Below are 22,128 nucleotides of genomic sequence, written 5' to 3'. Positions count from 1 at the left end.
ATAAAGTTCTCATAACTTTTTCTGATGGGAACTTATTTGGTTATTGCAAAATGAATAAAACTTAATCGATATATGTTACCGGAAAATCAAGCCTGGATATCTGTTTTTCACTCAATCGCTTTGTCCAGGCCCCAGGAATCGGGTTGTTCCAGCTAAAACCAGCTTTTTTAGCAAGCCATCTATCCTCATAAGATACCTCAGCTCTTGTAAGCCTTCTTGGCTTAACTGCATCACACAATAATGCCTCAAGATCATCGCATCTTTTAAAGACTTCTGAAATATAAGTGCAATCGGTAAGAGCCCTGTGAGCCCCCCAAACAGGTACTTCATAAGCAAGAGCTAAATCTCTTACAGAAGGGCGATTTTTAAGCAACTTTTGGCTGGGCCATGTGATATCGTCCATGGAACAAATCCATTTTTTGTTAATAACTGGAAGCGGATATTTCCCAAACCATTGTTTATCAAAGGCTGCATTATGTGCCACTACGGCATCACAATGTTCAAGAATTAAACTGAAATATTCCAAACCCTTCTTCCAGGGTTGATTAATATTTGTTATCACTGCTGGAATTCTATTAACAAACTCTGCGTCATTATTTTCAACAGGTAGCAAAAACGATTGTTGAATAAGTACGGATCTTGACTTTACATCAAATAAAATTGCACCAACTTCTAAGCAAAAGTCATTTATGGGATCTAAGCCTGTTGTTTCTGTGTCAACAATCAAGAGAATTTCAGGGAAATTTTCAATTTCTTTCTCAGAAGAAACTCTGGAAAAATCTTTTTGTTGAATATTTTGTTCAGAGTCAGTCTCGGATATTTCTACTTCTTTTAAAAAGTCCATCTGCTCATCAAGTTCACTATATTTGGTGGTGTCTTTCAAACTTCTAATGGCAATATACATTTCATTCTCTCTCAAGAGGCAAGGGCAAGAAAGCATTCATTAATGGTTTTCAAATTTCAAAAATTAATTTGAACATGACTCACTGGAGATCAAGACAAAAAATTTGGTGTAGCTGGCCAGCAAAGCCAACGAGAATCATCGAATTTTTAGGCGGCAGTTATTTATCAACCAGCCCACATATTAGTTATCGCTATCTACTCGAATACTTAAGCGGGATGGATTATGCCATACACGCATGGACATATCTTCCCTCATTTGACCATCAATTTCAGGCTAATGAGGCTTGGAAGGCTTTTAGAGAATGTAAAAAAGATTTAGAGTCAAGAATTTCCTATCCAATAGAAGTAATTCGAGTCGGGCATAGCTTGGGTTCAAAATTACACCTACTCTCTCCAGATAATGGAAGAGGTTGTGTTGCTTCAGTTTCGATTAGCTTCAATAACTTTAATGCAAAAGAATCAATCCCATTACTTGGGAAGATATCTACAAAATTAAAATTTCAAACTGAATTCAGTCCCTCACCTAAAGAAACTTTAATGCATATCTGTGGGAATTATTGCCAGTTAAATAACCTAGTTATTAATTTTTCTAATGACAAAATCGATCAAAGTAAAGATTTAATCAACTCATTAGTCTATAGAAATGGTGATAACTCCAAAACCATGGAACTTAGTGGAGATCATCTATCACCAGTAAGTTCAGGTATTAGAAAAAAATTAAATTATCAAACTCCAAAAAAGTACAAAACTATTGAAAGTATCGCAAAAAGTATAGATAACTACAACAAGTCGCTAATTCCCTCTTAATTTATCAAGCACTGTTCTGTCTTCAAGTGTACTTGTATCCCCGCTGATCTCCTCTCCAGAGGCAAGCGCACGGAGAATTCGTCTCATAATTTTTCCACTTCGAGTCTTAGGTAAGGAATCAGTAAATATAATTTTTTCTGGTCTAGCTATCGAGCCTATCTCAGCAATAACTTGATTACACAAATCAAATTTCAATTCTTCTGAAGCTTCTCTACCAGTTTCTAAAGTCACAAAAGCAACAATGGATTCGCCTTTCAAATCATCTGGCTTACCAACTACAGCTGACTCAGAAACAGCACAATGGCTAACCAGTGCTGACTCGATTTCCATTGTTCCAAGCCTATGGCCTGAGACATTTATTACATCATCGACTCGTCCCATCACCCAAAAATAACCATCAGAATCTCGTCTTGCCCCATCCCCAGCAAAATAAATATGAGAATTATTTTTAGGTTGAATATATTCCCAATAACTTTGTTTATACCTTTCAGGATTCCCATGAATAGTTCTCATCATTCCTGGCCAAGGACGTCTAATAACTAAGTATCCACCTTCATTAAAATCTACAGACTCTCCTTGGGCGTCAACTACATCTGCTTCTATCCCAGGAAGTGGGAATGTGGCTGAACCTGGTTTTGTAGGAGTTGCTGATGGAAGTGGGCTAATCATTACACCACCAGTTTCTGTTTGCCACCAAGTATCAACAATTGGGCATGTTCCTTTTCCAATAACCTCTTTGTACCAAATCCAAGCTTCGGGATTTATGGGTTCACCCACAGTACCCAATAGCCTTAAGCTTTTGAGGCAATATTTATCTGGAACTGCGCGTCCTGCTTTCATAAAAGCTCTTATGGCTGTTGGAGCTGTGTAAAAAATTGAAATTCCATGCTTCTCAATTACTTCCCAAAATGCCCCGGGGTTGGAAGGTCTTGGTACCCCCTCATACATGACAGTTGTTGCGCCATTAGAAAGTGGACCATAAACGATATAGCTATGACCAGTTATCCAACCAACGTCGGCTGTGCACCAATAAACATCGTCTTCTTGAGCATCAAATATCCACTTAAAAGTTAAGTGTGACCAAAGGTTATAACCAGCTGTTGTATGCACAACTCCTTTAGGTTTACCCGTTGAGCCAGAGGTATACAGAACGAAAAGTCTATCCTCACTATCCATTTCAGCAGCAGGGCATTCTGTGCTTTGCTTTTGAACTAAATCATGCCACCAAATATCTCGTTCTGATTTAATACTCACAGGTTCATTTGTACGTTGAACCACAAGAACAGAATCAACACTTGGACAAGAGTTATTTACAAGTGCAGCATCAACAGCTGACTTTAGTTCAACAATTTTGTCTTTTCTATATCCCCCATCAGCAGTTATTACTAACTTAGCCTTTCCATCAACAAGTCTATCTCTTAAGGCCTCTGATGAAAATCCTCCAAATACTACTGAATGAGGGGCACCAATTCGAGCACACGCAAGCATTGCAATTGCTGCTTCAGGAATCATTGGCATATACAAAGCAACTAGATCGCCTTTAGTAATTCCTATCTCCAAGAGTGCATTTGCAGCTTTACTGACTTCAGAGAGGAGTTCTCTGTATGTAAACTTTCTTATGTCCCCAATCTCTCCCTCCCAAATTAAGGCAATCTTATCTGCATTTCCATTCAAGACATGTCTATCAAGACAGTTATATGACACGTTTGTTTTCCCACCCTCAAACCATTTAGCAAAAGGTGGGTCACTCCAATTGAGTACATTTGTAAATGGTGAGAACCAATGCAATTCTTTTTTGGCGGCGTCTCCCCAAAATTCATCTGGATCAGTTTCATATTGCCTGACCATTTTTTCGTAGTGGGCAAAGTCAGGTATTGAACTTTTATGCGATTTTGAATTTATTGGAGCAAAAATACGCTGTTCATGAAGTGTGGACTCTATTTTGGAATTCTTTTCTGATGACATATTTTTGAAAAGCAACAAGATTTTTTTCTTATTCAAGCCACATTGCTCAATATTCGCAAAGGCTTAAATATTTTTTAACCAACTTTTACCAATCAGTTATGGATCTTCCAAAAGCACTACTTTTCGACCTTGACGGAGTTCTTATCGACTCTGAACCTCTTCATGGGATTGCCTGGAAGCAAACAGCTTCTAACTTTGAGACAGAATTAAGTAGGGATCAACTAGATCAATTAAAAGGAAGAAGAAGAAAAGATTGCGCAAAAAAAGTCTGCGATTGGATTAAAAAACCCACTTCAATTGAGTCTATTTTAAAAATTCATGCCCCTATCTCATCTGAATTAATAAAAACAGCTAAAGCAATGCCAGGTGCAGAAAGAATTGTGGAATGGTGTTTTACAAACAAAATGCCAATTGCACTTGTGACGAGCAGCGCCTCAGCGTCGGTTTCGGCTAAAACATCTCCCCACCCATGGATAAATTATTTTTCAACAAAAGTATATGGCGATGATCCTTTTTTAAAACGGGGTAAACCATCACCAGACCCATATTTGTTGGCAGCAAAGAAACTAAAAGTTGATCCAAACTTTTGCTGGGCTATTGAGGACTCATTATCAGGAACAAAGTCTGCATTATCAGCAGGTTGTAAAGTTTGGGTTCTCGATAAAGCAACAAAGATGGGGCTTTCAAAAGAAAATATTAGTAATAATCCTTCTAAAATTAACCAATTAGATTTAGTACTACAGATACTTCAAGAAAATTGCTCCTGAATTTTAAAAAAGCCTACTCAAAACAAAATCGGGCAATTCTACTAAAGCGATTTTTGAAGGGGAATCAGGAAGCCAAGTAATGGCCTCTTTGGCCTCATTTGCAAATTTTTCAGCTAAATCCCTTGATCGCCTTATTGCGTCAGATTCCCTTACTAAATCTAGAGCTTTTTCTAAATCTCCCTCTTTAGAAAATTCTCCATTGATTAATTCAGAAAGTGTTGGTTTTTCCTCAAGGGCATATAGAGCAGGGGCTGTAAGGTAACCGCTAGCAAGGTCACTAGCAGCTGGTTTACCTAATTGTTTATCGTTACCCGTAAAATCAAGAATGTCATCAACAACTTGGAAAGCAAGTCCAAGCTTTTCACCATAAAGCTGCAGAAGTTTAAGATACCTATCATCAAGACCACTGAGCGAACCAGCTGCTCTTGAACTGTTGGCCATTAAGGACGCAGTTTTGCAATAACTTTTTTCAAGATATGACGAGAAAGTCTGTTCTGATTCATACCTGTTTAAGCCTTGCTTAATTTCGCCATCAGCAAGATCCATTATCACTCTACTTAGAAGTTTAACTACATCTAAATTTTCTAAATTCGCTAAATGCCAACTCGCTTGAGCAAATAAAAAGTCTCCAGCAAGAACAGCAACCCTGTGATTAAAACGACTGTGAACTGTATCCACCCCTCTTCGTATTGCTGCTTCATCAACAACATCGTCATGAACTAATGAGGCCGTATGAATCATTTCTGTTATTTCTGCCAGTCTTCTGTGTTTGGCGGAAAGTGAACCGTCCTTAGATATTGCTCTGGAAATTAAAAGAACTATTCCAGGCCTCAATCGTTTACCCCCCGCACTAAATAAATGTTCAGCAGCAGCTTGAAGGATGGGATGCCCTGCTCCAATAAGGCTGCGAAGATCTTTGAGGAGGATTTCAATATCCTCCTCGACTGGTTGAAGTATCTCCGTTACTGTTGTCATGAAGTGCCTCGGTTTAATGATATTAAGAGACGCAGGCCTTAGACCGCAGCGAAACCACCTCAACTTCAGGATATATTTTTAACCAATGCATGGCTCGTGAGGCAAATCCACTGGCATCAGCGGTTACACAAAATCTAGTGTTATCAAAAGTGCAATTATCTGTTGTTTGAGATTTGTTGATTTTCATACCCACCAATCTATCTAAATATTTAGCCATCCCGAGAGCTGGATCAATCAAGCGCACATTCTGTGGCAAGATTTTCATAAGAAGGGGTTTCAAAAAAGGATAGTGACTACAGCCCAAAATAATTTCTTCAACATTGGCCTCTAAAAGGGGATGTAAATACTCTTCTGCAAACATTTGAGACTCGCGACTATTAACTTGACAAGTTTCAATTAAAGGAACAAAAGCTGGACAAGCCTTTTCTAAAACAAAGATATCTGAATTTATTCTATTTATTCTTGTCGAATAGGTCATTGAGTTAGCAGTTGCTGGTGTGCACAAAACCCCTACTCTATTCTTCTCTATCATTTTGATACCAGCATCAATTAAATCAAAAACTGGTACTCGTGATTGTTCTTTAACAATATCTAGGGCCAATGAATTTGTCGTATTACAAGCGATAACAATTGAGGATATGTTTTGAAATTTCAACCAATTAACAACTTCATAGGCAATCTCTCGAATCTCATTTTTACTTTTGGATCCATAGGGGACTCTAGCGAGATCTCCCAAATAAACGCATGAAACATCTCCATGTCTCTCAACTATTTGCCTTAGGACTGTTAGTCCACCGACACCGCTGTCAAAGAGTCCAATACAAGAATTCAACCAGCCCCCTTTAAGTAATTCAGAATGCCCTTTGCAATCGCAAAAGCAATTTTCTGACGATGCTCTGCTTGTTTTAACTTTCGTGCGTCAATTCGTCCAGTAACGAATCCGATTTCTACAAGTGCAGCAGGCATATTTGTTTTTCTAATCACGAAAAACCTTGATCTTTTGACCCCCCTATCAGGGGTTCCGTAAGAAACTCTTTTTACCTCTTTGTGTATTTTTTTTGCCAATGTTAACCCTCTATAGCCAGCGTAATAAAAGGTCTCAATACCGTTTACATCTCTTCGATTACCTCGTGAAGCATTAGCGTGAATACTTACAAATACTGAAGATCTCGACTTATTTGCCAAAGCAACTCTTGGGGGTAGATCGAGATCAATCTCGGTTTTTCTTGTCATTTCAACAATGACACCTTTCGAGATTAAAAATTCAGAAACTTGTCTGGATACATCAAGTACAACATCCGTTTCTCTCAATCCACCAATACCAACTGCACCTGGATCGGGGCCGCCATGACCTGGATCCAACATAACTTTGTGAACTCCTCTGTTTACAACTGGCAAATTAGAAGAGTTAAATTTTGTATTTGTTTTTCTGCCATATTTGAGAAAAGACGGTTTTCTGTAGGCTCTTTTTACATCACCCTCTCCAATTCGAACTAATTTATCGGGTCTCAGTCCAACTAATTTAAGTTCCCATCTATTTGCAGATATTCCAACTAATTCAAGGTTCTGAGGTTTCAATTCAACTTGAGGATTGAACTCCACAACTAATCTTGTTGAACCTACAAACGGTTTTCCTAAACGGACTTCTTTTATGGGACCATTCCCCTTTATGCGTCTGGGTTTATTAAGCTCTCCTGGGAAATCAATCCAAACTCTATCTCCTTTACCACCACCCGCTGATTGAAAAAAAGCTTTCAACTTGGTCCCAGCTGAAGTACGTAACTCCAATGTTCCATCTTTCCTGATTGCCCAAGCAGCAAGTGCACTAGCAGCATTTGCAATGGTTCCATTGAAAGAGAAAAAAGCTAGCCACAGGCAAACCAAAAAGAAACCAAATTGGTTTTTTTTAGGCGATGCCATCTATGAGAAAAGTTCTTTTTTTCTATGTTTTAGACTTGGCATTTGCTCTCGGATTCTATCAACTCTTGCTTTATCAACAGGGGCGATTGCTGCTCCAGGAATAATTCCCGCATCTGATAAAACAGTTCCCCATGGGTCAATAATCATAGCGTGACCATGACTTTGCCTCCTCCCATAGTGAAGACCTGTCTGGGCAGGAGCGAGAACATATCCTGTGTTTTCTATTGCTCTAGCCTGAAGCAATACCTGCCAATGATCTTTACCTGTAAAGGCTGTAAAAGCAGCTGGAATCATGATTAATTCAGCTCCTCTGTCAATTAAAGATCGATATAGTTCTGGAAATCGAACGTCATAGCAAATCGAAAGACCTATTTTACAAAGTCCTGGGATGTCAACAACTGGAGGAGTCTGGTTACCAGAAAAAATAGTTGATGATTCTCTGTAAGTATTTCCCTCTGGCAGATCTACATCGAATAAATGAATCTTGTCATATCTTGCTAATAATTGTCCGTCTTTTCCAATAAGTTCAGCTCTGTTAAGTGTGTGACTATCATCTCCGGCGGGGACAGGGAATCCTCCACCCAATAAAAAAACTTGATATCTCCTTGCCATTGTTACTAAAAACTTACTGCAAGCTTCCGAAAGTTGTGCTGAAATATCCAATCTCTTTTGATCATCGCCAAGAAAAGCAAAGTTTTCAGGTAGGCCTACAAGCTCGACACCCCGCCTAGAGGCCAGTTCAATTTGTTCTTCAGCTGCTGAAAAGTTTGCTTCAACATTTGATGTACTTGTTAGCTGAATGGCAGCTGCCAGGAAATCCGACACTTAATTAAACCCAAAGAAGATTTTCATATGAATCAGCAAGCGCGAAGCACTCCTGGTTCATTTTGTAAGGGAACAATATTGAGCTTATCCAGTTCAGCACAACATGCAAAATCATTATCATGATTACCAATCCCAGCGAGTCTTTTACCATGGCTCGCCAGACGCAAAGCGCCCTCGAGATCATCTCTCCAAACTTCCCATAAACATAGGGCAGCATTGAGCTCGTCATTCTCTACTGTCACTGATAGATCTTTTTGACAGATAAGATAACTCGCTAAAGCCCCAGCGGCCAATGAATCCTCCAAAGAGTAAGTTCCCTCCCAACCGCTTCCAAGTATACAAATTTCCTTGAGGTTTTCCTTAAGAATTCTCTCTGCGACTGCTTTTCTATTGGGAAGAGCTAAGGTAAACAATTTTTTTACATTTATAAATCGATTCAATGCTCTTGTGCCATTCGTAGTACTCATAAAGAGTCTTTTGCCGGCTACCAACTCAGATTTAACTCCCAATGGGGAATTACCAAGATCAAAGCCTTCAAGAGTTTTTCCACCTCTTTCCCCTATAAGCAAGCGTTTATCGGATGGCCATTTATCAGCTTCACTTTTGAGTTGATCAATTTCGGTAAAGGCCTGAATCGACTCAGCTCCATTATTTAGTGCCCATGCAATTGTGGTTGTAGCACGTAATACATCGATAACAACTGCTGCTTCAGGGGTAAATAAATCTGGAACTTGATTTGCTACGTGGAAATAAAAAAGTTTCATTGCCCAAATGCTCTTGATTGAGTCACAGTAAGTAAATAGATCAACTTTTGGATAGTTTGCTGCTTCATGAAACTTTTTCGCAAAAAAGACTCCTTGAGAGACATGAGAGATTTTCTCGATCTACTTGAGGAGAAAAAACAGTTACAGAGAATAAAAGGCGAGGTAAATCCTGACTTAGAACTAGCAGGGATAACTGACCGAATAATGGGCTCTGGTGGACCAGCATTGTTATTTGAGAATGTTACAGGATCAAAAATGCCTGTCGCCATAAATCTCATGGGAACTTTAGAGAGAGTTGTTTGGAGTATGGGCCTCGAAAATGCAAATGAACTTGAAGCACTGGGAGAAAAATTAGCTCTTTTACAACAACCAAAACCACCAAAAAATTTATCTGATCTGAAAAAGTACGGGAATGTACTTTGGGATCTAATCATGGCACGTCCTGATTATGATCTAACCCCCCCTTGCCATCAAAAAATCGTCAAAGAAGAAAATTTAAATCTTTTTGATTTGCCAATGATTCGTCCATGGCCAGGCGATGCGGGAGGAATAGTAACTCTTGGGTTAGTAATCACTAAAGACCCCGAGACAAAAATACCAAATATTGGTGTTTATCGGCTTCAGAGACAATCAGCAAAAACTATGACTGTTCACTGGTTAAGTGTCAGAGGTGGAGCTGGTCATCTCAGAAAAGCTGCAGAAATGGGCAAAAAACTAGAGGTGGCTATAGCGATTGGGGTTCATCCTCTACTAGTCATGGCAGCCGCTACCCCCATCCCTGTCCAATTAAGCGAATGGCTTTTTGCGGGACTATACGCAGGGGAAGGTGTTCGTCTTACAAGATGCAAAACAGTTGATTTAAAAGTCCCTTCTCATAGTGAAATTGTTCTTGAAGGAACTATTACTCCTGGTGAAGTACTTGAAGATGGTCCATTTGGAGATCACATGGGATTTTATGGAGGAATTGAGGAATCGCCTTTAATAAGATTCCATTGCATGACTCACAAAAAAAAACCAATCTTCTTAACAACTTTCAGTGGTAGACCACCTAAAGAAGAGGCAATGCTCGCTATCGCGTTGAACAGAATTTATACGCCCGTCCTTCGACAACAAATACCAGAAATAAAAGATTTTTTTCTCCCAATGGAGGCTCTTAGTTACAAACTTGCAATTATCTCAATAAATAAAGCCTACCCTGGACAAGCCAGGAGAGCAGCTATGGCTTTTTGGAGCGCACTTCCTCAATTCACCTATACAAAATTCGTCATAGTAGTTGATTCAACTATCAATATCAGAGACCCAAGACAAGTTGTTTGGGTGATTTCAAGTCAAGTAGATCCACAAAGAGATTTATTCATTTTAAAAGACACCCCTTTTGACTCTCTTGATTTTGCAAGCGAGCAAATTGGTCTAGGCGGCCGCCTAGCTATTGATGCAACAAGAAAAATTGGTCCTGAAAAAAATCACGAGTGGGGTGAACCTCTGAGTAGAGAAAAAGATCTTGAAGAAAGAATAGACAATAAAATGAATGAACTTGGATTAGAAAACTTTCAAAAAGAGATACCAAGTCCAGAACTATTTGGTTATTTAATAGAGGAACTTTTAAGAAAAAAAAATAATGAATAATTCATAAATGACCAAGACAGCATATGTGCGAATAAAGTGGTTTAGAGCGACAATAACTCATTGACAGAATCTAACTGTCCAGATGAATCTCGACTCCTCAACCACGGGGGACATCTTTCTGGAATAGTAAAAGTACCTGGAGATAAATCAATCTCGCATAGAGCTCTTCTATTCGGAGCAATAGCTGAGGGAGAGACTACAATAGAGGGTCTCTTGCCAGCTGAAGATCCTCTAAATACAGCAAAATGTCTCACCCTCATGGGAGTTAACGTTACCAATATTAAAAAAGATACTCTCGTAAGGATTCAAGGTGTGGGGCTTGATGGACTTAAAGAGCCAAAACAAATACTTGATTGTGGAAATTCAGGAACAACAATGAGATTACTCCTTGGGATGCTTGTTGGTAGGGAAGATAGACATTTTGTTCTCACTGGAGATAACTCGCTTTCTCAAAGGCCGATGAGAAGAGTTAGTCAACCTTTGAAATTAATGGGTGGGATGATAAACGGTAGGGAGAATGGCGATTTAGCACCATTGTCCGTATCTGGTAAAAAGTTACATGGAGCTGTTATTGGCACTCCAGTTGCCAGCGCGCAAGTCAAGTCGGCCATCCTTCTTGCAGCACTAACAGCCGATGGCGGCACCTCAGTTATCGAACCTGCACGTTCTCGTGATCACAGCGAAAGAATGCTAAAAGCATTTGGAGCAAATATTGAGGTAGGAGGGGAAATGGGTAGACATATTAAAATATGGCCTAATCAAAAGTTACATGGACAAGACATAATAGTGCCTGGAGATATAAGTTCTGCTGCTTTTTGGCTTATCGCTGGATCTATTGTTAACGGTTCAGACATAATAATTAATAACGTTGGAATAAATCCAACCAGAACTGGAATTTTAGAAATAATGAGCCAAATGAATGCAAATTTCGAATTGCTCAATAAGAGAGATATTGCCGGAGAACCAGTTGCAGATATACAGGTGGTTTATAAAAATAAATTAAATGCTTTTTCTATTGGGCCAGAGATAATGCCACGATTAATTGACGAAATTCCCATACTCACCGTTGCGGCATGTTTCTGCGAGGGGACTAGTAAAATACGAGGAGCAAGTGAATTAAGAGTTAAGGAGACAGATAGACTTAATGTTATTGCGACACAACTCAATAAAATGGGAGCGAAAGTTATAGAGGAACCGGACGGATTGACCATTGAGGGAAATTGTACCTTAAGCGGTGCAGATCTTGATAGTGAAACTGATCATAGGATTGCGATGAGTCTTGCAATCGCTTCTCTTATGGCCCAAAAGGACTCGACCCTAAAACGAAGTGATGCAGCAGCCGTCTCGTATCCGAACTTCTGGGATGATCTTGAAAGACTTCATAAATAACTCTGATAGTGAATCCTCAATATTCGGAGATCTAATTCCCTTATCTACTCGTGATGGGAGTATTAGTTTTAAAAATAACTACTTTAATGAGAGCTACCATTCTAATAGTGGTGCATTAAAGGAAGCAACGGAAAAGTTTATTCGTCCTGCCAATCTCGAAAGTTTTCAAAGAAACCAACAAATCTCTATCCTAGATGTATGTTTTGGCTTGGGTTATAACACTGCATGCTTTTTTGAGAATAGCATCCCGTTGAACAATCAAATAAAATGGTGGGGTCTTGAGATAGATAAAAGGCCTCTCGAAATTGCGCTAAAAAACAATTCATTTAAAAAATTATGGTCTGCTCCTGTTTTAGAGATACTAGAAAACATTAACATGAGAAAAAAATGGACAAATAAAAATAATGAAGGAGAACTACTTTTAGGTAATGCGATATCAAAAATTGATGATATTCCTAAGACTATATTGTTTGATTTAATTTTTCACGATGCTTTTTCTCCTACAAAATGTCCTGGATTATGGACAGAGGAATTTTTAGGAAAATTAGCAAATAAATTAGCTCCCAATGGTCGACTCATAACATACTCATCCTCAGCTGCAATAAGAGGAACTTTAAGAAGAGCCGGATTAAAAATCTATTCAACAATACCCACTACAAAGAAAAGTAAAATGTGGAGTATCGGTACTACTGCGATATTTCAAGAAGAATCAGATTTATTGGATCAATCAATTGTTAAACCACTTTCAAAAATGGAAGAGGATCATCTTCTAACTAATGCAAGTATCCCTTTTAGAGATCCAGAAAGCAATGGAAACACAAAATCAATCCTAAAACGCCGTGAGGAAGAGCAAAAAAACAGTGTTTTAATTAGCACTGCATCATGGAGGAAATATTGGCATAAGCAATAGCAAAGACTAATGTAATGAGTAATCTGAATAATTAAATAAAAATGCTCGCTATTGCCGTTTTAGCCGCAGGTAAAGGGACAAGGATGAAAAGTAATGTCCCTAAAGTTTTACAAGAACTTGGTGGAATAAGTCTTATTGAGCGGATTTTACAGAACTGCAACAAGGTCAAACCCGATCGACAATTAGTCATAATTGGGCATCAAGCTGAAATAGTAAAAGATTCACTTCAACACTACAAAAATATTGAGTTTGTAAAACAAATGCCTCAAAAGGGTACGGGACATGCTGTTCAACAGCTTCTACCAATTTTAAATAATTTTGAGGGGGAATTACTCATTCTCAATGGAGACGTACCTCTACTTAAGAGCTCAACAATTAAAAAATTAATAAAATATCATAGACATAAAAAAGCTAACGTTACATTCTTAAGTACAAGAAAAAGCTCTCCGAAAGGCTATGGGAGAGTGTTCATAGATCAAGACGGCTATGTTTCTGAGATTATTGAAGAGAGTGATTGTACAACAGCACAAAAATTAAATACATTAATAAATGCTGGAATATACTGCTTTAATTGGAAAGAATTAGCAAAGATTTTAAAAAGTCTAGTTAATAATAATGCTCAAAATGAAATTTATTTGACTGATACAATATCTCATCTTACTCACGCATTACATCTTGAAGTAGATGATCCTAATGAAGTAAATGGAATCAATGATCGTATTCAGTTGGCAGAATGTGAAAGGATAATACAAACTAAACTCAAAGATTATTGGATGAATAATGGGGTATCGTTTATTGATCCAAGTAGTTGTAGTATTTCAGAAAGAAGTGTTTTCGGTATAGATGTTACTATCGAACCTCAAACTCATATTCGAGGTAAATGTATTATTGGAAATAATTGTTTATTAGGGCCTGGAACTTTAATTGAGAATTCAGAAATAGGAATGGATTCTTCAATTGTCTATTCAGTTGTTAGAAATTCGATGGTAGGAGAAAATGTAAAGATTGGTCCCTTTTCCCATATTAGACCAAAAGTTCAAATATCAGATGGATGCAAAGTAGGAAATTTCGTTGAGTTAAAAAACAGTTTAATTAGTAAAGGTACTAATATAAGTCACCTTAGTTATGTGGGTGATTCTACAATTGGTAAGTCAGTTAATATAGGTGCAGGAACAATAACGGCAAATTTTGATGGCACAAAAAAATCAAAATCTATAATAGGAGATAATGTAAAAACAGGGGCTAATTCTGTTCTTGTAGCACCTATTAAGATAGGCTCTAATGTTGTAATTGGCGCAGGTTCAACAATTACCAAAAATATTCCTGCAGGTTCACTTGCAGTAGAAAGAAGTAAAACTATTATTAAAGAAGATTGGGTTAAGAATTAAATGCTTTCTTGATTAGAGGTAGTAATCTTTCAAGATTGCAAGCCCTACTAGCCTTTAACAAAACAACATCACCCTTGATTAGCCACTTTTCCAGATAATGTATAGCATCATCTGGAGTTGAGACGATTTGGAAATAGGGAAGTTTATTTGCTAGTTTTATAAAATGTTTTGACTCAATTTTACGAGAAACAAAAATCAATCCATCGAGAGAAAGCTTTACTGCTAATCCAGCAACTTCATTATGTAGATTTGCACTAAAGGTTCCTAGCTCAAGCATTGAACCCAGTACGGCAAAATGCCGGCCCTTTTTCTTTACAAGCAAATCTAATGAGGCCATAACTGAATCTGGAGAGGAATTATATGTCTCATCTAAAATGGTTATTCCACCATATATATATTGATTATTTCGTCCATTCATTTGTTTTACCTCTATCTGTCGGATTTTCAGCAAATCTACATTTAATTCCTTTGCAACAGCAAGAGCAAGCATAAAGTTCAGCGCATTATGTTTGCCCTCAAGAGGTAAATGAAAAATAGAATTATTAAATTCTATTTGTTCTGATTCTTCATCATATCTACCTATTAAATCAATTTTGTCATCATTTGGACGTTGTCCTCCCTCTCGATTACCTAAAGTCTCGAGGCCAACTCTTACAACTCTTCCCTTCCAACAAGATTTTAGTGCTTCCTCAAGTAAATAATCGTTAGCCGGAATTATAACCACCGCATCTTTCTCGAGACCAGACACGATCTCACATTTTGCTTTAGCAATATTCCTACGGTTTCCAAGGCGACCAATGTGAGCAAAGCCAATTTTTGTAATTACAGCGATATTTGGTTTGGCACAGATAGACAATCTACGAATTTCACCAAAACCTCTCATCCCCATTTCTATAATCATTGCTGCATTTTCTGAATTTGCTTTGAGGATTGTCAAAGGTACTCCTACATCATTATTCTCATTATGATTTGTTGCATGAGCGACCCCCAGGGGAGAAAGTGCACCCTTTATCAACTCCCTAGTTGTCGTTTTACCAACAGATCCAGTAATAGCTATAACTGGAATATTCAAATAATTTCGATATAACAACGCTATTTGTTGGTAAGCTCTAAGAGTGTCCTCTACCAACCAATAAGCCAACTCAGAGGGGATTTTAGAGATATTATTATTTGACAAAATTGAAGCTTTGGCTCCCCTATTGAAAGCCTCAAGAAGGAAATGATGCCCATCAAATTTCTCTCCAATTAATGGAATAAATATTTCACCTTTCTTTATTGTTCTTGAATCAATAGAAACTCCCTCAAAATAAGATGTGGTAGAACAATTACCTTGGCTTACAGGGGGTCCAAAAAGTTCAATTAATTCATTGATAGTAAAAATTGATTTCACTCGTAATTGTCACCGATTGAAGTTGTTTCTTAAATCCGCTATCTCATTTTATATTCCTTGATGGATCGGCATCTTGCCCTACAGAAAACTTTTCAATTTCAGCCACATCTGGAGAGGGTTCTTTTATGCCACAAACATCTTTATACATCCTTTCGTACTCAATAGCCGATCTATCCCAACTAAACTCTTGTGTCATAGCCCTTATCTGAAGTTCTCTCCAAGTTTTTTGATGTCTAAATGCTTCCCAGGATCGAACTAAAGCAGTGTAAAAATCAATTGGCTCAAATCTATCAAAACAAAAACCTGTTCCCGATCCTTCGATGGGGTCATGGGGTGTAACCGTATCAACCAATCCACCAACTTTCCTTACTATTGGAATTGACCCATATCTCATAGCCAACAATTGACTAATACCACATGGTTCAAAGCGGCTGGGCATTAAAAAAGCATCTGTGCCCGCATATATCAATCTAGACAAAGCCTCATCATAAGTAAGAAAAACAGCAAATCTACCAGGAAATTCAGTAGCCAGCTGCCATAATCCAGATTCAAGGTTACGATCCCCCGTACCAAGTACAACTATTTGTGAGTCGGTATAAGCTAAAAATCGCTTAGCTACTTGAAGTAGCAAATCAACACCCTTTTGATCTACCAGTCTTCCTACCATTCCTACTAAATATCTACTGTTAGAGACATCAAGCCCCATTTGTTCCTGCAAAACTCTCTTATTTATTGATCTATTTTTAATTTCATTACAACTGAAATTCGCAGGCAAAGAATTATCCTTCAAAGGATTCCAATCATTCAGATCAATCCCATTAAGAATGCCTCTTAACTTTCCAGAAATATAGTTTAAAAGACCTTCAAGTCGCTCTCCATATTCTGAGGTTCTTATTTCTTTTGCATAAGTTGGTGAAACAGCATTGACCCGATCCGCGTAAAGCATTGCCGCAGCCATTGTGTGATCACCATGCATGTACCAGGGGCACCATGTAATCCGATCAAGTTTCCATCTCCAAGGTCCTTGATATTTAAGGTTATGTATTGTAAAAACTGTGCTTATCTCTGGGTCCTGGTGCATCCACACTGGGATCATCCCAGTGTGCCAATCATGACAGTGCAAAACTTGAGGTTTCCAGCAATTCCAAGCAAACTCAGCTGTTGCGCTAGCAAAAAAAGTAAATCTCCAATCCTCATCTTCCCCACCATATATTGATTCAGGATCAAATACGGGATGACCAACTAAATATATTTTTAATTTGTTAGTAGGGTGAGAGGTCTCATATATTGAGAAATCAGCCCCCATTGTGTGTGCTTGAAATATCGGTTCTTTTGGTATGTCAAGAAAACTCCAAAGCTTGCTATAGCCGGGGATGATGACTCTCACATCATGTCCAAGATTTGAGAGGGCAGGTGGCAACGACCCAACGACATCGCCCATTCCACCGACCTTAATCATCGGCGCACATTCAGCAGCAGCAAAAAGTATTTTCATTTTGTTTCCTCGTTAATTTAGATATTGCATTTAACGATTAAGAGTTTCTCACGGTAACCATCCATAATTGGAAAAATCTGGTTTTCTTTTTTTCAAAAAGGCATCTCTACCTTCTTTAGCTTCTTGTGATAAGTAAAAAAGATGAGTTGCTTGGCCTGCGAGCTCCTGAACTCCTGATAAACCATCCATCTCAGCATTGAAGGAAGCTTTAATACACCTTATTGCACTGGGACTATGTTGCAAAATTTCCTTTGCCCAAATAACTCCTTCTTTTTCGAGATTTTCAATCTTTGTAACCTTATTAACCAAGCCCATTTCTAAAGCTTCAGAAGCCCCATACTTTCGGCATAAAAACCAGATTTCTCTTGCTTTCCTCTGTCCAACTAACCTGGCGAGATAACCTGTTCCAAAGCCTCCATCAAAACTACCAACCTTTGGTCCTGTTTGTCCGAAAACAGCATTTTCAGCCGCCAAGCTTAAATCACACATCAAATGTAAAACTTGCCCACCACCAATCGCATATCCAGAAACTAAAGCAATAACAACCTTAGGGAGACTCCTTATGATCCGTTGTAAATCAAGAACATTTAATCTTGACAACCCCGATTCATCAACATACCCACCCTCTCCACGGACATTTTGATCGCCTCCGGAAGAAAATGAGTAAACCCCATCCTTAGACGGCCCCGCACCTGTAAACAAAACAACGCCTATTCGAACATCATCCCTTACTCGAGTGAAAGCATCACAAAGTTCATAAACAGTTTTGGGGGTAAAAGCATTCCTTTTCTCAGGTCGATTAATCGAAATCTTAGCAATCCCCTCTTTGCTTCTATCTAATAAAATCTCATCGTATTTGTACCATTGCTCCCATTTAATCTCAGTCTCTTTAATCCTGCTTTTATTTTCTTCCTCCGATTTAGAGGACTGAAATTTATTTAGCATTTTTAGATTTTGTGCTATTCACTTATTTTGACTGATCGCATGTAGGTATTTTTTTAATTCTTTGCAAATTTTTTTTCGGAGAAGGCTATCCGCTTTTGAATTTGTAGACACCCTTAATAAAACTGGTTTTTTTAATGATATGGCCCATTGAAAAGAAGTCTCCAAATCATCCAAACAAGATATTTGCCTATTAGGAATATTCATAGATGTTGCCATCATTAGTGTGTCAACTTGCTGAGGCATTGAAAAAAGTTTTTCTATGCCTTCTTTAAAATTAGTTGCCAAGTCAAATTGATGAAAAATTCCACCTCCATAGTTATCAATCAAAAAAACAATCAGGGGAGGAGTATTGACGTTTGCAAATAACCAACCGTTGGAATCATGCATTAATGATAAATCCCCTGTAATCAAGCAAAGTGGGCCTTGTATTTGTGCTAATCCCATTGCTAAAGAGAGCGTCCCATCTATTCCCGATGCACCTCTAAATCCAAAACACCTTTTCTTCAACCCTGCTAAACCAGAAAAACTAATCCAATCCCTTATCGGACTACTTGCAGAAAGCATTATGGAGAAATTATTTGGCAAAAGCTTTGGAAGAACTCTCGACAATCCAGGCTCTGTAATTGCTTTTTCTTTTTCAAGTTCACGGTCAAGCCAGTGAGAAATCTTAGAATCGAGATCTTCAAGAAAAGATAAAAATTTTAATGAATCAATTGGCGTGATAGTTTCTAAATTTTTAATTTGAGGGGCAATTGAACTAACCCAATTAGTTAATCCTCCTGAAAATTGTTTTGAAACCTTTAATGGATCAAGACTTCTAAGTTCCCCCTCAGTTATTAAAAGCTGATTCTTACCAATTAGGCTCAACCAGTTTTCAAGCACTTTGCTTGATGGCATTGGCCCAAGTCGTAATACATTGATTTCAATTTCTAATTTTTCAAAAGCTGTTTTTAATATCAGCTCCCAATTTTTTATCAAACCTGATTGATTATCTTCAATTCCAGAGAGGGGATCAGCAAAAACTGGCCAACCACTTAAAGCTTGCCATTTAGCAAGGGCCTCATTAAAAGATTGAAGATTTGAAGCTAATCCACGCCATGGGCCAACGATTATTACACCAGGCCTGGATTTAATCCAAAAATTATATTGTGAGTATGTGACTATTTTTTTATTTTTTAAATCTTTTGCAGGATTTCTGTCACTAACAAAATTAGAACTCTTAAAACCCGCCCAAACAATCTCTTGTTCTTGCAAAGAGGGATGTAAAGGTTCCTCAAATGGCAAGTTCCAATGGACTGGGCCAGGGAATTCATGAGCTTTTCTCCAAACTAAATTGGTTTTCTCATGGATTAGTTCATCTGAGGCCTGATGAAATCCATCCTCAAGAGAGTACTCAACATGTCTGCAAACAGACTTTAAAAATTCCTCTTGATTAACAGTTTGATTAGCCCCACAATTTTTCAGTCTTTTTGGTCTATCAGCACTTATAAAAATCAAAGGTTGACAAGAACGATCCGCCTCAACAGCTGCAGGAAGAAGTTCTGCCACTGCTGTACCAGATGTAGTAACAACAGCTGAGGCAAGCCCCCTAGCTGTCCCCATGCCAAGAGCCATAAATGCTGCTGACCTCTCATCAATTGATGTAAAAAGTTTAAGATGACCTTGATCTGCTAACCCTCCTGCCGCAATGGCCAGGGGCCCTGAACGACTCCCTGGGCAAAGGACTAAAGAACTCAGGCCGTTAACAATCAGGCCTCTTAAGAGCCTGATTGAAACGCTTAAATTTATATATGCCAGAGACTTAGTCAGTTGAAAAGAATCCAATCAGACCTTCATAATAAGGTTTTAAGTAATTAATAACTAAAAGAATTCCTTCTATCAATGACCTCAACTAACAAAAACAATCAAAAAAAACAATCCTGGAGGGGATTAATCTTATGGGCATTACTGGCACTTTTTCTAAGGTGGCAAATTGTTGAGCCTAGATGGATACCCTCAGGCTCAATGATCCCAACATTACAAATATACGACAAAATATTGGTTGAAAAAGTTCGCCCAAGAGCAAATCTCGCTTTAAAAAAACATCTTACAAAAAGCTCCCTAGTGATATTTAAACCACCAAAAGCACTAACTGAAGCCGGTTATGAGAAAAGCTCAGCGCTCATTAAAAGGGTTGTGGGTCTTCCAGGTGATGAAATTGAGATCTCTGATGGAAAACTCTTAATAAATCACAATTTAATTAACGAACCTTGGATATTAGAACCAATGAAATACACAATGAAACCAGTTGTTATTCCAGAGGGCACTATCTGGGTTTTGGGAGACAATCGTAATAACAGTCTTGATTCTCACCTGTGGGGACCACTCCCCGAGAGCAATGTTATAGGCACTGCAATTTTCAGATATTGGCCCTTAAGTAAATTTGGGCCCATTTAAGCACCTTTCACTTGTAAGATTAAACAAACGGCCGTATTACGATACGGTCAAACAAGTGATGGAGAGCACACTGGGATGTTCAACCCGGAGTTTCTAGCAACAGACAACAACGATGGTCAAGATACCAATGAATTAATTCAGTATCTTCAAGAGCAATCTCCAGATGTTCTCCAAAGAGTCGCGAAGTCGGCAAGCAATGACATTCAGGACATAATCAGACATAACGTTCAAGGTTTACTAGGCATGCTCCCAGGAGAACACTTTGAGGTGAAAGTGACTTCATCGAGAGATCATTTTGCCAGTCTTCTTGCATCTGCAATGATGACAGGGTACTTCCTCAGACAGATGGAACAAAGAAAAGAATTAGAAGAATCACTTATGACCGATGAGGGGATGTCAGTAGATTCAGAGGATATTAACTTTTAAATTTAGCTACTGGATCCTTAGGTACTACCCCAAACTCCAAGAGTTTGTTGTCAAGTGAGTTAAGAAACTCCCAATCATCTTTTTCTAAAAGCCAATTTGATTTTGAAATATCCTTAATAAGTTTATTAACATCCCATCTATTAAATTTAATTGGCGCAGAATAGTGTGAGGATATCAGCCATTTAATATCAGATTTTTCTGATATTTTATTTAGCCAGACAATAAATTCCTCTTTAGCTCTTGGGAATACTAGTCTTTTGATTACTGGCGCAACCTGAACTAAGGATGATTTATTTCCTATTAGTTTTGATGAAGAAACCTCCCAATTTTCATCCCATTTAAAAGGATAAAAACCAAAATGTGCCCTAGAGTTTCTTAATCCTGGTTTAAGGGAGTTTTGGAATATTTCTTTTATGGGGGGGATTTTCAACGCAGATGGTTTTAAGAATGAAGCGAATAAAACTAATCTCTTCCAACCTTTTACCCTCAAGGAATAATCATCATGAAGAGGGTCTGATCCTCGTTCTCTTGAGTGAAAAAGTAATGGTGTAGGGTCAATTTCGAACAATTCTGGCGGATTCTCATCAATTCCAACCAATGCATCAGTTACCAATAGAGATTTAGATTTTTTGTGATAACAAGTTATCTCCTGGAATCTTCCAAGCCCAATATTAATTGGACCAAGAGATTCCCATTCACATTCATCTTTATTTGGCAAGCCATCTTCAAAAAGTACCCTGGTGCGTTTTGATGAAATGCCGAGCCAACTTGATGGCAAGTTTAGAGGAAAGCTCCAAAGACCTGGACATACCCATAAATCAGCATTAGGGAAAGATCTCGATAAGGCTGGTAAAGAAATTTTGTGCTCCAAGCCTGATGCAGTTGGCAAAACAATATCTATGACTTTCCCAAATTTCTCCTCAAGTTGAGTTAACTTTTCACACAACTGTTTAGTGGGGGGTAGCGAATTAAAAATCATCAGGCCATTTTTTACTTTTAAAACTGTCATTCTTACAGGAACAGCAACATAATAAATACCCTGCAATTGTTCAAAACTCCAGACCTGATTGGGAATTATTTCCCGAAAAACTGTATGTTTTTTTCCGTAAGGATAAAGAGGGAAAAGTGGCCACCAAGGCCAGGTCAAATCAGAAATATTGGCTTTATCGCTTTCTATTGTGTATTTATTTTTCAAAC

The 22,128-nt window shown here is 38.2% G+C and carries 20 protein-coding genes; 8 read left to right on the top strand and 12 right to left on the bottom strand.

The features are described 5' to 3' along the window. Window positions 1–61: 61 nt before the first annotated feature. A complete protein-coding gene (locus AC6EJA_RS00315; RefSeq protein ID WP_498502544.1) occupies window positions 62–904 on the bottom strand; it encodes a 3'-5' exonuclease in 843 nt (280 codons plus the stop codon). A gap of 74 nt (window positions 905–978) precedes the next feature. Here AC6EJA_RS00315 and AC6EJA_RS00310 point away from each other — a divergent pair, with 74 nt between their 5' ends. Further along, window positions 979–1,710, top strand: a complete 732-nt coding sequence (locus tag AC6EJA_RS00310; RefSeq protein WP_498502543.1) for a DUF1350 family protein — start codon at window positions 979–981, stop codon at window positions 1,708–1,710. On the opposite strand, the gene acs is transcribed toward AC6EJA_RS00310, so the two are convergent. After that, a complete protein-coding gene (gene acs, locus AC6EJA_RS00305) occupies window positions 1,696–3,675 on the bottom strand; it encodes an acetate--CoA ligase (RefSeq protein ID WP_498503601.1) in 1,980 nt (659 codons plus the stop codon). The two genes, AC6EJA_RS00310 and acs, sit on opposite strands and share 15 nt — an antisense overlap. Window positions 3,676–3,773: 98 nt before the next feature. Here acs and AC6EJA_RS00300 point away from each other — a divergent pair, with 98 nt between their 5' ends. After that, window positions 3,774–4,442, top strand: coding sequence for an HAD family hydrolase (locus AC6EJA_RS00300; protein WP_498502542.1), 669 nt, complete (start codon window positions 3,774–3,776; stop codon window positions 4,440–4,442). 3 nt (window positions 4,443–4,445) lie between these two features. On the opposite strand, the gene sds is transcribed toward AC6EJA_RS00300, so the two are convergent. The 5 genes from sds to AC6EJA_RS00275 are packed head-to-tail and all read right to left on the bottom strand — an operon-like array spanning window position 4,446 to window position 8,926. Beyond that, window positions 4,446–5,417, bottom strand: coding sequence for a solanesyl diphosphate synthase (gene sds / locus AC6EJA_RS00295; protein ID WP_498502541.1), 972 nt, complete (start codon window positions 5,415–5,417; stop codon window positions 4,446–4,448). A 22-nt stretch (window positions 5,418–5,439) separates the two neighbouring features. Then, window positions 5,440–6,249: a glutamate racemase gene (gene murI / locus AC6EJA_RS00290; RefSeq protein ID WP_498502540.1), complete on the bottom strand. Its 810-nt coding sequence runs from the start codon at window positions 6,247–6,249 to the stop codon at window positions 5,440–5,442. Then, window positions 6,246–7,337 (bottom strand): N-acetylmuramoyl-L-alanine amidase, encoded by a 1,092-nt coding sequence (locus tag AC6EJA_RS00285; protein WP_498502539.1) that lies wholly within the window; start codon window positions 7,335–7,337, stop codon window positions 6,246–6,248. Before AC6EJA_RS00285 ends, murI begins: the two co-directional genes overlap by 4 nt. Further along, entirely contained in the window at window positions 7,338–8,162 is an 825-nt protein-coding gene (locus AC6EJA_RS00280) for a carbon-nitrogen hydrolase family protein (RefSeq protein ID WP_498502538.1), read from the bottom strand. A gap of 32 nt (window positions 8,163–8,194) precedes the next feature. Then, window positions 8,195–8,926, bottom strand: a complete 732-nt coding sequence (locus AC6EJA_RS00275; protein WP_498502537.1) for a 2-phosphosulfolactate phosphatase family protein — start codon at window positions 8,924–8,926, stop codon at window positions 8,195–8,197. Window positions 8,927–8,992: 66 nt separating this feature from the next. Here AC6EJA_RS00275 and AC6EJA_RS00270 point away from each other — a divergent pair, with 66 nt between their 5' ends. The 4 genes from AC6EJA_RS00270 to glmU are packed head-to-tail and all read left to right on the top strand — an operon-like array spanning window position 8,993 to window position 14,239. Then, window positions 8,993–10,552 carry a UbiD family decarboxylase gene (locus tag AC6EJA_RS00270; RefSeq protein ID WP_498502536.1) on the top strand — a complete coding sequence of 520 codons (1,560 nt, stop codon included), beginning with the start codon at window positions 8,993–8,995 and terminating at the stop codon, window positions 10,550–10,552. 60 nt (window positions 10,553–10,612) lie between these two features. Continuing rightward, window positions 10,613–11,941: a 3-phosphoshikimate 1-carboxyvinyltransferase gene (aroA, locus tag AC6EJA_RS00265; RefSeq protein ID WP_498502535.1), complete on the top strand. Its 1,329-nt coding sequence runs from the start codon at window positions 10,613–10,615 to the stop codon at window positions 11,939–11,941. Continuing rightward, window positions 11,883–12,851: a tRNA (5-methylaminomethyl-2-thiouridine)(34)-methyltransferase MnmD gene (locus AC6EJA_RS00260; RefSeq protein ID WP_498502534.1), complete on the top strand. Its 969-nt coding sequence runs from the start codon at window positions 11,883–11,885 to the stop codon at window positions 12,849–12,851. Before aroA ends, AC6EJA_RS00260 begins: the two co-directional genes overlap by 59 nt. A gap of 41 nt (window positions 12,852–12,892) precedes the next feature. After that, a complete protein-coding gene (glmU, locus tag AC6EJA_RS00255; RefSeq protein WP_498502533.1) occupies window positions 12,893–14,239 on the top strand; it encodes a bifunctional UDP-N-acetylglucosamine diphosphorylase/glucosamine-1-phosphate N-acetyltransferase GlmU in 1,347 nt (448 codons plus the stop codon). Here the strand turns inward: glmU and AC6EJA_RS00250 are convergent. The 4 genes from AC6EJA_RS00250 to menD are packed head-to-tail and all read right to left on the bottom strand — an operon-like array spanning window position 14,229 to window position 19,878. Then, window positions 14,229–15,629: a UDP-N-acetylmuramoyl-tripeptide--D-alanyl-D-alanine ligase gene (locus AC6EJA_RS00250; RefSeq protein WP_498502532.1), complete on the bottom strand. Its 1,401-nt coding sequence runs from the start codon at window positions 15,627–15,629 to the stop codon at window positions 14,229–14,231. The genes glmU and AC6EJA_RS00250 overlap by 11 nt on opposite strands. A 43-nt stretch (window positions 15,630–15,672) precedes the next feature. Continuing rightward, entirely contained in the window at window positions 15,673–17,124 is a 1,452-nt protein-coding gene (glgA, locus tag AC6EJA_RS00245; protein ID WP_498502531.1) for a glycogen synthase GlgA, read from the bottom strand. A gap of 48 nt (window positions 17,125–17,172) precedes the next feature. Beyond that, window positions 17,173–18,069, bottom strand: a complete 897-nt coding sequence (menB, locus tag AC6EJA_RS00240) for a 1,4-dihydroxy-2-naphthoyl-CoA synthase (RefSeq protein WP_498502530.1) — start codon at window positions 18,067–18,069, stop codon at window positions 17,173–17,175. Between the two features lie 18 nt (window positions 18,070–18,087). Beyond that, window positions 18,088–19,878, bottom strand: coding sequence for a 2-succinyl-5-enolpyruvyl-6-hydroxy-3-cyclohexene-1-carboxylic-acid synthase (gene menD / locus AC6EJA_RS00235; RefSeq protein WP_498503600.1), 1,791 nt, complete (start codon window positions 19,876–19,878; stop codon window positions 18,088–18,090). 72 nt (window positions 19,879–19,950) lie between these two features. Between menD and lepB the strand changes: the two genes are divergently transcribed. Further along, window positions 19,951–20,505, top strand: a complete 555-nt coding sequence (gene lepB / locus AC6EJA_RS00230) for a signal peptidase I (RefSeq protein ID WP_498502529.1) — start codon at window positions 19,951–19,953, stop codon at window positions 20,503–20,505. 75 nt (window positions 20,506–20,580) lie between these two features. Next, window positions 20,581–20,931 carry a DUF760 domain-containing protein gene (locus tag AC6EJA_RS00225; protein WP_498502528.1) on the top strand — a complete coding sequence of 117 codons (351 nt, stop codon included), beginning with the start codon at window positions 20,581–20,583 and terminating at the stop codon, window positions 20,929–20,931. On the opposite strand, the gene AC6EJA_RS00220 is transcribed toward AC6EJA_RS00225, so the two are convergent. Further along, window positions 20,921–22,126, bottom strand: a complete 1,206-nt coding sequence (locus AC6EJA_RS00220; RefSeq protein WP_498502527.1) for a DUF4336 domain-containing protein — start codon at window positions 22,124–22,126, stop codon at window positions 20,921–20,923. The genes AC6EJA_RS00225 and AC6EJA_RS00220 overlap by 11 nt on opposite strands. Between the last annotated feature and the right edge of the window lie 2 nt (window positions 22,127–22,128).

It is taken from the genome of Prochlorococcus sp. MIT2309 (assembly GCF_059772305.1).
The sequence above is the reverse complement of the archived record's forward strand: the minus strand, read 5'-3'. Positions and strand labels throughout refer to the sequence as shown.